This is a genomic window from Streptomyces sp. NPDC003943, from assembly GCF_053605265.1.
In genome coordinates this window covers 16,373-27,848 of record NZ_JBSGIW010000021.1, presented here as the reverse complement: position 1 = coordinate 27,848, position 11,476 = coordinate 16,373, and the positions used below count along the sequence as shown (strand labels likewise).

The 11,476-nt window shown below is 73.2% G+C and carries 11 protein-coding genes; 6 read left to right on the top strand and 5 right to left on the bottom strand.

Annotated features, from left to right (window positions below; translation table 11 throughout):
* The first annotated feature begins 135 nt into the window (after nt 1–135).
* Nucleotides 136–1,125 carry a non-homologous end joining protein Ku gene (ku, locus tag ACWEV0_RS11965; RefSeq protein WP_453148750.1) on the top strand — a complete coding sequence of 330 codons (990 nt, stop codon included), beginning with the start codon at nt 136–138 and terminating at the stop codon, nt 1,123–1,125.
* Between the two features lie 16 nt (nt 1,126–1,141).
* Here the strand turns inward: ku and ACWEV0_RS11960 are convergent, their stop codons facing one another.
* Complete coding sequence (locus tag ACWEV0_RS11960) at nt 1,142–1,513, bottom strand: hypothetical protein (protein ID WP_453148748.1); 372 nt, start codon at nt 1,511–1,513, stop codon at nt 1,142–1,144.
* A 5-nt stretch (nt 1,514–1,518) separates the two neighbouring features.
* The gene (gene ligD, locus ACWEV0_RS11955; protein WP_453148746.1) at nt 1,519–2,454 is read right to left on the bottom strand and encodes a non-homologous end-joining DNA ligase; all 936 of its coding nucleotides are present in this window, start codon (nt 2,452–2,454) and stop codon (nt 1,519–1,521) included.
* Nucleotides 2,455–2,577: 123 nt separating this feature from the next.
* On the opposite strand from ligD, the gene ACWEV0_RS11950 reads away from it, so the two are divergent.
* A complete protein-coding gene (locus ACWEV0_RS11950) occupies nt 2,578–3,846 on the top strand; it encodes a YhgE/Pip domain-containing protein (RefSeq protein ID WP_453148744.1) in 1,269 nt (422 codons plus the stop codon).
* Nucleotides 3,847–3,898: 52 nt separating this feature from the next.
* Here the strand turns inward: ACWEV0_RS11950 and ACWEV0_RS11945 are convergent, their stop codons facing one another.
* Nucleotides 3,899–6,421 carry an ATP-dependent Clp protease ATP-binding subunit gene (locus ACWEV0_RS11945; RefSeq protein WP_453148742.1) on the bottom strand — a complete coding sequence of 841 codons (2,523 nt, stop codon included), beginning with the start codon at nt 6,419–6,421 and terminating at the stop codon, nt 3,899–3,901.
* A 250-nt stretch (nt 6,422–6,671) separates the two neighbouring features.
* Here ACWEV0_RS11945 and ACWEV0_RS11940 point away from each other — a divergent pair, with 250 nt between their 5' ends.
* From ACWEV0_RS11940 to ACWEV0_RS11930, 3 genes are read left to right on the top strand one after another with little or no spacing between them, the layout of a single operon-like run.
* Nucleotides 6,672–7,700, top strand: coding sequence for a Dyp-type peroxidase (locus ACWEV0_RS11940; protein WP_453148740.1), 1,029 nt, complete (start codon nt 6,672–6,674; stop codon nt 7,698–7,700).
* Between the two features lie 5 nt (nt 7,701–7,705).
* Nucleotides 7,706–8,542, top strand: coding sequence for a family 1 encapsulin nanocompartment shell protein (locus tag ACWEV0_RS11935; RefSeq protein ID WP_453148738.1), 837 nt, complete (start codon nt 7,706–7,708; stop codon nt 8,540–8,542).
* A gap of 17 nt (nt 8,543–8,559) precedes the next feature.
* Nucleotides 8,560–9,198 (top strand): DUF1345 domain-containing protein, encoded by a 639-nt coding sequence (locus tag ACWEV0_RS11930; protein WP_453148829.1) that lies wholly within the window; start codon nt 8,560–8,562, stop codon nt 9,196–9,198.
* A 20-nt stretch (nt 9,199–9,218) separates the two neighbouring features.
* Here the strand turns inward: ACWEV0_RS11930 and ACWEV0_RS11925 are convergent, their stop codons facing one another.
* Entirely contained in the window at nt 9,219–9,680 is a 462-nt protein-coding gene (locus ACWEV0_RS11925) for a GreA/GreB family elongation factor (RefSeq protein WP_453148736.1), read from the bottom strand.
* A 147-nt stretch (nt 9,681–9,827) separates the two neighbouring features.
* Between ACWEV0_RS11925 and ACWEV0_RS11920 the strand changes: the two genes are divergently transcribed.
* Nucleotides 9,828–10,637: an inositol monophosphatase family protein gene (locus ACWEV0_RS11920; RefSeq protein ID WP_453148734.1), complete on the top strand. Its 810-nt coding sequence runs from the start codon at nt 9,828–9,830 to the stop codon at nt 10,635–10,637.
* A 238-nt stretch (nt 10,638–10,875) separates the two neighbouring features.
* Here the strand turns inward: ACWEV0_RS11920 and ACWEV0_RS11915 are convergent, their stop codons facing one another.
* Complete coding sequence (locus ACWEV0_RS11915) at nt 10,876–11,433, bottom strand: carboxymuconolactone decarboxylase family protein (RefSeq protein WP_453148733.1); 558 nt, start codon at nt 11,431–11,433, stop codon at nt 10,876–10,878.
* Nucleotides 11,434–11,476 lie beyond the last annotated feature (43 nt).

Genomic DNA, 11,476 nt, shown 5'->3' with positions numbered 1-11,476 from the left:
GTCCCGCCAGGTCCCTCGGGCCGCCGTACGGCGTTCGTGACCGCCCGCCCGTCCCCGTTTCCGAACGGGGCGGGCGGGCATTCGCGTGTCGGAGGGGGCGTGACGTGCGTGCCTCGGCGGTTGGCGGTGATCGGCATGGCCCGACCGGTCTGGACCGGTGTACTGAGCTTCGGCCTGGTGAGCGTGCCCGTCGGCATCCACACCGCGACCTCCGCCCACACCCTCCGCTTCCACCAGCTCCAGCGCGGCACCGCCGACCGGATCCGCAACCGGCGGGTGAACGAGCGCACCGGCGAGGAGGTCCCCGCCGAGGACATCGTCAAGGGCTTCGACACCGGTGACGAGTACGTCGTCGTCGAACCCGAGGAACTCGAAGACATCGCACCGGGCCGCTCCAGGACGCTGGAGATCAGCGGATTCGTCGAGCTGGACGCGATCGACCCGGTCTTCTTCGACCGGACCTACTACCTCGGCCCCAAGGGCAAGGAGTACGTCAAGGTGTACGCGCTCCTCGAACGCGCCCTGGCGGAGAGCGGCCGGGCGGGCGTGGCCACCTTCGTGATGCGCGGACGCGAGTACCTCGTCGCCCTCACCTCCGACGACGGCATCCTCAAGCTCCACACCCTGCACTGGGCCGACGAGATCCGCGACCCCCGCGAGGAGGTCCCCGACCTGCCCGACGCCACGGGCCGCAAGACCGGGGCCAAGGAGCTGAGGATGGCCGAGCGGCTCATCGACGCGCTCGCCATGGACTGGGACCCCGAGGAGTTCCACGACACCTACCGGGACGCCGTCGCCGCACTGGTCAAGGCGAAGAAGTCCGGCGAGAGCGTCGAGAAGGCGGAGGTCGCCCCGGAGGCCACCAACGTCATCGACCTCACCGAGGCGCTGCGCGCGAGCGTCGAGCGGGCCAGGGAAGGGCGAGGCAAGGAGGGACGCGCCAAGGAGAGCGGGGAGGGGCGAGGCAAGGAGCGAGGCAAGGAGCGCGGCAAGAGGCGCCGCGAGGACGAACTGGACGGGCTCACCAAGGACGAGCTGTACGAGAAGGCCGCGAGCGCCGGCGTCCGCGGGCGCTCGAAAATGACCCGCGACGAGCTCCTCGAAGCCCTGAAGGCAGCCGCTTGAAGCCGCCCGGGAATCACTACGGCTCCAGGGGCGGCTCCGCCGGCATGAGGACGCGCAGCGCGCGTTCGGTCGTCTCCGGCTCCGGGTCGGAGACGGACACGCGGCTGAACGGCGCCTCGGTCGAGAGGTCCATCCGGAGCACCGGGCTTTCGGCGCGCACGGCGACGAAGTCGGTGCCGTCCGGGCCGTGCCGGAGTCCGACGCACCGGCCGGGCAGCCACAGGCCCCGGCCGGCCTCGCCGCGCAGCACCCGCCACCAGCTGGTCTCGACGCCGACCTCGCGCAGGGCCGACACCGGGAACCGGATCGAGCGCCGGCGCGCGGCGAGCGTCTCGCGCAGGCCCAGCCGGACGACGACCTCGCTGCCTTCCACCATCACGCGTGCCATGGTGCTCAGCCTCCTTCGCCCGGGCCCGCGCTTTCGCCCTCGTCCTCGCGCAGGGCGTCGAGCCGTCGGTGTGCCGCCGTCGCGGACCGCCCGCGCGGGGTGTCCCACGGGGCGCGGTCGGCGAGCCGGCCGGCGTCGGCGAGGGTCCAGCGGCGCGCGGTGAGGCCCGGATCGTCCAGCTCCGCCCAGTCGAGCGGGGCGGCGACGGGCGCGCCGGGCCGGGCGCGGACCGCGTACGGGGCCACGGCCGTCTGGCCGTACCCGTTGCGCTGGACGTCCAGGTAGAGCCGGCCGCGCCGGGCCCGTCTGCGTACCTCCGTCGTCAGCTCGTCCGGGTACCGCGCGGCGAGGAGACCGGCGAGCTCACGGCCGAAGGCCCGTACCTCGTCGAAGGTGTCCCGGCGCAGCAGCGGCACCACCACGTGCAGACCCCGCGATCCCGTCGTCATCACCTGCGACGGCAGACCGAGCTCGTCGAGGAGCGCGCGCAGCCGCCGGGCGGCCCGCCGCACGGTGGCGAAGTCCTCGCCGTCCGCCGGGTCGAGGTCGAGGACGAGGCGGTCCGGGTGGTCGGGCCGGTCGGCGCGGGAGAGCCAGCGGTGCGGCGTGACGCACGCCTGGCCGGCCAGATAGACCAGCGAGGCCGTGTCCTCGCACAGCACGTAGTCGACGGTCCCGTCCTCCTTGGGCAGCTCCGCGTGGGCCACCCAGTCGGGGAAGTGGCCGGGGATGTCCTTCTGCATGAAGCCGGAGTCGTCGATGCCGTCCGGGTGCCGCTCCAGCATCAGCGGGCGCCCGCGCAGATGCGGCAGCATCCGCCCGGCCACCTGTCGGTAGTAGTCGGCCAGATCGGCCTTGGTGATGCCGTCGTCCGGGAAGAGCACCTTCCGCGGGCGGGCCAGCTCGACCGTCCGCCGCCCGACCCGGAGTTCCGCCGTCATGAGCCGACCTCCTCGTCTTCGCACGTACCCCGCCTCCCGGTGTCAATACCGGGCAAATCCTCCCCGGGCGTCGACCATGGGCACGGACCGACCGTTACCGCTCCCACCACCCCTCGGAGAACCATGGCCTCCGCGACCCCCCGGCGCGCCGGCGAGCTCGTCCGCCGCCCCGGGCTCTGGCTCGTCCCGACCGTCCTGTGCGCACTCGTCACCATGGTGCTCGCCCTGCTCTACATGGGCGGCATCCTCAGCCCGGGTGACGCGATGCGCCGGCTGCCCGTCGCCGTCGTCGACCAGGACCGGGGCGCGCTGGGCAAGGAGATCACCGGCTCCCTCGGCGCGGCGACGCCGCGGGGGCGGGTCCAGTGGCGCCTGGTCGACGCGGCCACGGCACAGGACCAGCTGTCGTCCGGGAAGGTGTACGGGGCACTGGTCGTGCCGCCCGACTTCACCGCCTCCGTGCAGGCGCTGACCACGCGCGGGGCGACCGCGCGGCCCACCCTGACCGTCCTCACCAACCCGGGCTTCGGCAGCCTGGGCTCCTCGCTGGCCGCACAGCTCAACCAGGGCGTGGCGCACCAGGCGTCGCTGAACATCGGCAAGCGGCTCGCCGCCGCGGCGCCCGACCCGACGGCGAAGGTCCTGCTCGCCGACCCGGTGACCGTCGTGACCCGGGTCGGGCATCCGATCGGCCGGCACAGCGGACTCGGGCTCACCGCCTTCTACTACACCCTGCTCCTCGTCCTGTCCGGCTTCATCGGCGGCAACCTCATCCACACCGGCGTCGACACCGCCCTCGGCTACACGGACAGCGAGATCGGCCCCTGGCACACCCGGCACCCCACCGTGCCCATCAACCGCACCCAGACCCTGGTCCTGAAGATGGTGATGACCGCGGGCATCGCGCTGCTCACCACCACGCTCCTGATGGTGGCGACGATCGCGATCCTCGGCATGGACGCGGCCCACCTGCCGCTCCTGTGGATCTTCTCGTACTGCGCGACCGTGGCCGTCGGGCTCGGCGTGCAGGCCATCAACGCGGCCTTCGGCGGCGTCGGGCAGCTGGTGTCCATGTTCGTCTTCATCGCGCTCGCGCTGCCGTCCTCCGGCGCCACCGTCCCGCTGGAGGCCGTCCCCGGCTTCTACCGCTTCCTCGGCGCGTTCGAGCCGATGCGCCAGCTCACCGGCGGGGTGCGGGCCATCCTCTACTTCGACGCCCGCGGCGACGCCGGGCTCGGCCGTGCCTGGGCGATGATCGCGATCGGGTTCGTGGCCGCGCTGCTCTTCGGCTTCGGGATGACGCACTACTACGACCGCAGGGGCCTGGCCCGCTACACCCCGCAGCCCGCGCCCGCCGCCGAGCCGGCGGAGGCACGGGCCGCGGAGTCCTAGCGGCGGAGTCCTGGCCCTGACTTTGGCCGGTCCTGACACCGACCGGGGAGTCCTACGCCGGCGCGGCATCCGCGTTCGCCGCCGCCCGCTCGTCCCTGCGGATCGTGCAGTGCAGCGAGTCGCCCACCACGTCCGCCACGATCGTGTCCCCGGGTCCGGCCTCGCCGCCGAGCAGCAGCGAGGCGATCCGGTTGTCGAGCTCGGCCTGGATCGTGCGGCGCAGCGGGCGGGCGCCGAACTCCGGCTGGTAGCCGTGCGCGACCAGGAGCTTCTTCGCCGCCTCGGTGACCTCCAGCGTCATGCCCTGCGCGTGCACGCGGTGCTTGCTGCGGTCGAGGAGGTGCTCGACGATCTCCGACAGGTCCTGCTCGGTCAGACTGTGGAAGACGATGATGTCGTCGATCCGGTTGAGGAACTCCGGCAGGAACCGCCCGCGCAGATCCTCCATCAGCTCGTCCCTCAGCTCCGCCGCGTCGCCCTCGTGGGCGAGGATCCGGTGCGCGCCGATGTTGGACGTCATGATGACGACACAGTGCCGGAAGTCGACCGTACGGCCCTGACCGTCCGTGAGCCGCCCGTCGTCGAGGATCTGCAGGAGCGTGTTGAAGACGTCCGGGTGCGCCTTCTCCACCTCGTCGAAGAGGACCACGCTGTACGGCTGGCGGCGCACCTTCTCGGTGAGCTGACCGGCCTCCTCGTACCCCACGTATCCGGGCGGCGCGCCGACCAGCCGGGCCACCGTGTGCTTCTCCTGGAACTCGCTCATGTCGAAGCGGACCATCCGGCTCTCGTCGCCGAACAGCAGCTCCGCGAGCGTCTTGGCCAGCTCCGTCTTGCCGACGCCCGTGGGGCCGAGGAAGAGGAAGGAGCCGACCGGGCGGTTCGGGTCGCCCATTCCGGCACGGTTGCGGCGCACCGCCTCGGAGACCGCCGTGACCGCCTCGGCCTGGCCGACGATCCGCTCGTGCATCTCCTCCTCCAGCCTGAGCAGCCGCTCCTTCTCGCTGGTGGTGAGCTGGGCGACCGGGATGCCGGTGCGGCGGGCCACGATCTCGGCGATGTCGGATGCGGTGACCGACACGACGCCCTCGCGCCGCTCCTCGATGCCCGCGAGCTCGCCCTCGATCTCGGCGATCCGCTGCTTCAGCTCGGACGCCTTCTCGAACTCCTCGCCCGCCACCGCCTGGTCCTTCTCGCGGCGCAGCTTGGCCAGCTGGTCCTCGCGGCTGACGACCTCCGTCGAACGGCCCGCGCTGCGCAGCCGGACCCGGGCGCCGGCCTGGTCCATCAGGTCGATCGCCTTGTCGGGCAGGAAGCGGTCGCTGATGTAGCGGTCGGAGAGCTCGGCCGCCGCCGCGAGGGCGCCGTCGGCGAAGCGGACCTGGTGGTGGGCCTCGTAGGCGTCCCGCAGTCCTTCGAGGATCTGGACGGTCTCCTCGACCGTGGGCTCGGGGATGAGGACGGGCTGGAAGCGCCGTTCGAGGGCGGCGTCCTTCTCGACGTGCCTGCGGTACTCGTCGATGGTCGTCGCGCCCACGACGTGCAGTTCACCGCGGGCCAGGGCGGGCTTGAGCATGTTGCCCGCGTCCATCGAGCCCTCGCCGGTCGCGCCCGCGCCGACGACGGTGTGCAGCTCGTCGATGAAGAGGACGATCTCGCCCTCGGCCTGCTTGACGTCCTCGATGACCTTCTTGAGGCGTTCCTCGAACTGGCCGCGGTACTGCGCGCCCGCCACCATCCCGGACAGGTCGAGCGAGACGACCCGCTTGTCCTTCAGGGTGTCGGGCACCTCGCCCGCCACGATCCGCTGGGCCAGACCCTCCACGATCGCGGTCTTGCCGACGCCCGGCTCGCCGATGAGCACCGGGTTGTTCTTGGAGCGCCGGGAGAGGATCTCCACCGTCTGCTCGATCTCGTCGGCCCGGCCGACCACCGGGTCCAGCCTTCCGGCCCGCGCCTCCTCGGTGAGATCGCGGCCGAACTCGTCCAGGGAGGTCGCCGGCTGCTTCGGCGCCGGGGCCGTGCTCTCCGGCCGGGACGCCTGCTCGGCGAGGCCGCGCAGCTTCTGCACGTCCGTGTCCTCCGCCCGCAGGAAGCGGGTCGCGCCGGAGTCGGGGTCGGAGAGCAGCGCGCCGAGGATGTGCTCGGGACCGATGTACGAGACGCCGGCCGCCTGCGCGTACGCGTGCGCGGCGGCCAGGGTGCGCTTCGCCGCCGGGGTGAGCCCCGGTTCGGCCGACGGCTCGGCGGACTCGCGCGCGAGCATCCCGCCGGAGGCGATCTGCTCGGCGAGCTTGTCGGGGTTCACCCCGGCCCGGTCAAGGATCCGGCGCGAGGGCTCGACCTGGGTGGCCGCCCACAGCAGGTGCTGGGTGTCGAGGTCCGTGGTGCCGTCCTCGACCGCCTTGCGGGTGGCGAGGCCGAGCAGCTCGTGCGACGACTCGGTGAGGAGGCGTCCGATGGGCACGCGCTGCACGACGGGCGGCGAGGACTGCGGCGACATGCCGAAGAAGTGGTTCAGCAGGTCGCCGAACGGATCGGAGGAACCGAAGGGGGAACCGAACGCCATCGACATCTCAAGCTCCTGACGGTGGGGGTGACCCACCGTGACCGAACCGTCCTGATGGGGCCGTACCACTGAAACCCGGGCACCCGCACCGCGCAAGCGGGGTCACACACCGTGTCCGGCGCGGCTCCGGGTGGGCGCGGCCAGGGCTGCGCGAGGTGGCGGGCGCGGCTAGGCTGGCCACGATCTTCGCGTCCGTCATGCCCGGAGATCACCCGATTCGGTACCACCTGCTGGCCGCCAGCCGCCGAGGAGTTCCGTGGTCACCCCCCAGCCCGTCATCGCACCGCCCACACAGGCCGCCGTCTTCCTGGTCGTCACCGTGAACCCTGGTCGCGAGGCCGTGGTGCGCGACCTCCTCGGCGACCTCGCCGGCATCGTCCGCTCCGTGGGCTTCCGGGCCCGCGAGGAGGAGCTCACCGGAGTCGTCGGCATCGGCGCCGCCGCCTGGCCCCGGCTCTTCGGCGGCCCCCGACCGCGCGAGCTGCACCCCTTCCGGCCGCTGTACGGCCCGCGCCACACCGCCCCCGCCACCCCCGGCGACCTGCTGCTGCACATCCGCGCCCGGCGCCCCGACCTGTGCTTCGAGCTGGCCCGCCTGGTCATGGAACGGCTCGGCGCGGCCGTCACGGTCGTCGACGAGGTGCACGGCTTCCGCTACTTCGACGACCGTGACCTGCTCGGCTTCGTCGACGGCAGCGAGAACCCGGAGGGCGGGGCGGCCGTCGAGGCCGTGCATCTCGGCGACGAGGACCCGGAGTTCGCCGGCGGCGCCTACGTCGTCGTCCAGAAGTACGTGCACGACCTCGCGGCCTGGGACGGCGCCGGCACCGACGAACAGGAACGGGTCATCGGCCGCACCAAGCTGGCCAACATGGAGCTGCCCGACGACGTCAAACCCGAGGACTCGCACGTCGCCCGCACCACGATCGTCGACGAGGACGGCACCGAGCGGCAGATCGTGCGCCACAACATGGCGTTCGGAAGCCCCGGGCGCGGCGAGTTCGGCACGTACTTCATCGGCTACTCCCGTACGCCGGAGGTGACCGAGCGGATGCTCGACCGTATGTTCCTGGGCGACCCGCCCGGTCTGACGGACCGGATCCTCGACTTCTCCACGGCCGTGACGGGCGGTCTCTTCTTCGTCCCGAGCGCCGACTTCCTCGACGACCTTCCCGACCCGCCCGCCGCCGAAGCGGCCGACCCGGCCGAGGCCCTCGGGCACGTGGTCCTGCCGCCCGGCGGGTCCACGGAGGACCTCGGCATCGGCAGCCTGAAAGGAGCGTGAGTGCCATGACGCCGTCCGGTGACCCCTCCGTCGCGCCTCCCGCGACGAACAACCTGCACCGCGAACTCGCCCCCGTCACCCCGGCCGCCTGGGCGCAGATCGAGGAGGAGGCCCGGCGCACCTTCCGGCGCCATCTCGCCGGCCGGCGCGTCGTCGACGTACCCGACCCGGCCGGCCCGCGCCTCGCCGCCGTCGGCACCGGCCACCTCACCGGGATCGCGCCGCCCGCGCCCGGCGTCACGGCCCGGCTCCGCGAGGCGAAGCCGCTCGTCGAACTGCGGGTGCCGTTCACCGTCACCCGGGACGCCGTCGACGACGTCGAGCGCGGCTCCGAGGACTCCGACTGGCAGCCCGTGAAGGACGCCGCCCGCGCCATGGCCTTCGCCGAGGACCGGGCCGTCTTCGACGGTTACCCGGCGGCGGGCATCGACGGCCTGCGCGACCGTACCTCCAACCCGGTGCTCGCACTGCCCAACGAACCCCGCGACTACCCCGACGCGGTCAGCCGCGCCCTCACCGAGCTGCGCCTCGCCGGCGTCGACGGGCCCTACTCACTCCTCCTGGGCGCCGACGACTACCGCGCCGTCAGCGAGACCTCCGACCACGGCTATCCGATCGCCGCCCACCTCGCCCGGATGCTCGACGGCCCGCCGATCTGGGCCCCGGCTCTCACCGGCGCCCTCGTCCTTTCCACCCGCGGCGGCGACTTCGAACTCCGGATCGGCCAGGACCTCGCCATCGGCTACAGCGCGCACGACGCGCACGGCATCGAGCTGTACTTCCAGGAGACTTTCACGTTCCTGACCTACACGGACGAGGCCGTCGTCGTCCTCCAGCACTGACCCCGCCCGTGTCCGTGGTGTCCTGGGTGCCGCGCTCCGCGGTCGTACGGCTGGTGGCCGCGACCGGCGTCGGTGCGGCCGCCGGAATCCTGGTGGGCGCGCTCACGCGCTTCCCGCTGGGCATCCTCGCGGGCATCGCCACCGCGGGCACCGCCTTCGTCACCGCCGGCTGGACCGTCCTGTGGCCGATGGACGCCGCCACCACCCGCCGCAACGTCCGCCGCGAGGACTTCCGTCCGGTCCTGGAGGAGATCGCGGTCGTCGCCGCCGCCCTGTGCGGCCTCGTCGGCATCGTGATGCTCCTGCTCGCCCGCGGGGACGCAGGAGAGCGCGGCCACGCCGCCGCCGCGGCCGCGCTCGCCGGCGTCTTCACGGGCTGGGCGTCACTGCACCTCATGTACGCCACCCGCTACGCCGACATGTACTACCGCGCCCCCGAGGGCGGCATCGACTTCAACTCCGACATCCCGCCCCGCTACAGCGACTTCCTCTACTTCAGCTACAACCTCGGCATGACCTACCAGGTGTCCGACACCAGCGTCTCCAGCCCGGAGATCCGCGCCGTGGCGCTGCGCCACTGCCTGCTGTCGTACGTGTTCGGCGCGAGCATCCTGGCGACGACGATCAACCTGGTGTCGACCGCCTTCACCGGGTGACCGGCGGTCCGCCCCGGGCCTCAGCCGCCGAGCGAGAGCACGACCGCGGTCGTCTGCCCCGTGGGCGTCCGGTAGGTGACCGTCTCCCCGGCGCGGCGGCCGAGCAGCGCGAGGCCCAGCGGGCTGTCGGAGGTCACCAGGTCCGGGTCGTCGGCGTCGGCGAGCTCGCCGATGTGGAAGGTCGACTCGTCGCCGTCCTCGAAGCGCACGGTGACCCGGGACCCGACGCCGACCACACCGGTGGCCGGGGCGCCCGCGACGGACGCCGCGCGGATGCGGCCCTCGATCGTGGCGATCCGCTGGTCCAGCCGGGCGACCTCCGTGACCCGCTGCAACTCGTCGGCCTCGTCGGCCCGGTCACCGACGGCGTCCACGTCCTTCAGGGTGGCGGCCACCGAGCCGCGTTCGGCGCGCAGTTCGGAGAGTTCCCGCTGGAGCGCCCGGAGGGCGTCGGCGCTGATGGGCTCGGGACCGTCGGTCATTCCTGCTCCCGTGTCACTGGTCAGGTCGGGGACGGATGTCGGGGATCCTGGAATTCCATTAGGTCATCGCCGGACGGACCCGGCAAATCCTCAACCGGCCCGTCCGGAGCACGCGGACATCCGCCGGGCAGGCCCTATCGTGCCCGCATGATCACCACATTCAGCCGTTCTGACGACGCCCAGGTCGCCGTCACCGCCGCCCTGGCCGGCGCCCGGGTCGTCCGCGGCCTGTACGGCGGCCGCCTCGACCGCGTCGACAAGGGCGACGGCGACTTCGCCACCGCCGCCGACCTCGAGGCCGAGCGGGCGATACTCGACGTCATCCGCGCGGCCAGGCCCGAGGACGCCCTGCTCGGCGAGGAGGGCGGGGAACAGGGCGCCGCCGGCGCCGGGCGCCAGTGGCTGGTCGACCCGCTGTGCGGCACCCTGAACTACGCCGCCGGCACCCAGGTCGTGGCCGTGAACGTGGCCCTGCGGGGCGGGGCGGCGGGGGAGGAGATCGCCGCGGTCGCCGATCCGTTCGGCGACGAGGTCCTCTGGACCGACGGCGAGACCGCGTGGGCCCGGCACGACGGGGCCGACACACCGCTGGTGCCGTCCGGCGCCGTACGCCTGGTGGACGTCAACCTGGACCCGCCCTTCCCGCACGCGCCGGGCTTCCGCGCCGTGGACCTGCTCGCCCACCCCGGCTTCGGCGCCGCAGGCTTCCGCCCCCGGGTCGTCTCGTCGACGCTCGCGGTCGCCTGGGTCGCGGCCGGCCGGCGTGCCGCGTACGTCACCGACGGCGCCGACCTGTCCGACAGCGTCCACTTCGCCGCCGGCATCGCGCTGTGCCGTGCGGCCGGCTGCGTCGTCACCGGCATCGACGGCCGCCCGCTCGGGCCGGAGGGCCGCGGGCTCGTGGTGGCGGCGGACGCCGCGACCCACGAGGAGCTGATGGCGCTGATCAGGAGCTGACCCCGGAGCTGACCCGGAGCTGCCCCGGAGCTGGCCCCGGCGCCGAGCCCGCCCGGCCCCGGACCGGCGGGTCGGCGTGATCGGCCCCCGCCCGGTGCGACGGCTCCCCACGACGGGAGCCGTCGCACCGGGGAGGCGCGCCGGGCAGGCCGAGTCGCCGGGCAGGCCGAGTCGCCGGGCAGGCCGAGTCGCCGGGCAGGCGGCCGGGGGATCCGCTACTTGGCTGCTACTCGTCCGCTTACTCGTCCTCCTCCGGCTGGATCCCCGCCAGCAGGTTGAACGCGCCCGTCAGCATGTTCAGCGTCACCACCCCCACCACCTCGGCGATGATCCGGTCGCTCCAGCCGTGCTCCCGCAGCTCCGCCACGTCCTCGTCGCCGAGCCCGCTCGGCTCGACGAGGACCTTCAGGGCGACGGCGATCAGCGCGGCCTCCCGGGCGTCCGTCGAGGTGCCCTGGCGGGCGAGGGCGATGTCGGCGTCGGTGAGGCCGGCGGCGCGGGCGGCCGCGACGTGGGCCTCGCGGCAGGTGCCGCAGCCGATCCACTCCTGGACGGCGAGGGAGATCTTCTCGCTGAGGGCGCGGGGGATCTTCACCCGCTTCATCGCGCGGGAGAGGCTGAGATAGCCCTCCAGGACGGCGGGGGAGTGGGCCATCGTCGACACCATCTCGCCCGCCGAGCCGTGCCGCTCGACGATGTCGGCGAGCAGCTCGCGCGCCTTGCCGGCGGCCTGCTCCGGCTGGAGCGCGGTCAGCCGCCGTGCCGTCTTTCCGCCCCGCGTCGTGGTCTCCTGCACGCTGCCTCCTGGTGCTCCGCTCTCCGGCCCGCCATCCGGACCG

Bases quoted from the DNA above. Each gene is read 5' to 3' on its own strand.
- ACWEV0_RS11950 (WP_453148744.1), top strand. From the start codon at position 2,578: ATGGCCTCCGCGACCCCCCGGCGCGCCGGCGAGCTCGTCCGCCGCCCC.
- ku (WP_453148750.1), top strand. From the start codon at position 136: ATGGCCCGACCGGTCTGGACCGGTGTACTGAGCTTCGGCCTGGTGAGC.
- ACWEV0_RS11920 (WP_453148734.1), top strand. From the start codon at position 9,828: ATGATCACCACATTCAGCCGTTCTGACGACGCCCAGGTCGCCGTCACC.
- ACWEV0_RS11925 (WP_453148736.1), bottom strand. From the start codon at position 9,680: ATGACCGACGGTCCCGAGCCCATCAGCGCCGACGCCCTCCGGGCGCTC.
- ACWEV0_RS11945 (WP_453148742.1), bottom strand. From the start codon at position 6,421: ATGTCGATGGCGTTCGGTTCCCCCTTCGGTTCCTCCGATCCGTTCGGC.
- ACWEV0_RS11935 (WP_453148738.1), top strand. From the start codon at position 7,706: ATGACGCCGTCCGGTGACCCCTCCGTCGCGCCTCCCGCGACGAACAAC.
- ACWEV0_RS11960 (WP_453148748.1), bottom strand. From the start codon at position 1,513: ATGGCACGCGTGATGGTGGAAGGCAGCGAGGTCGTCGTCCGGCTGGGC.
- ligD (WP_453148746.1), bottom strand. From the start codon at position 2,454: ATGACGGCGGAACTCCGGGTCGGGCGGCGGACGGTCGAGCTGGCCCGC.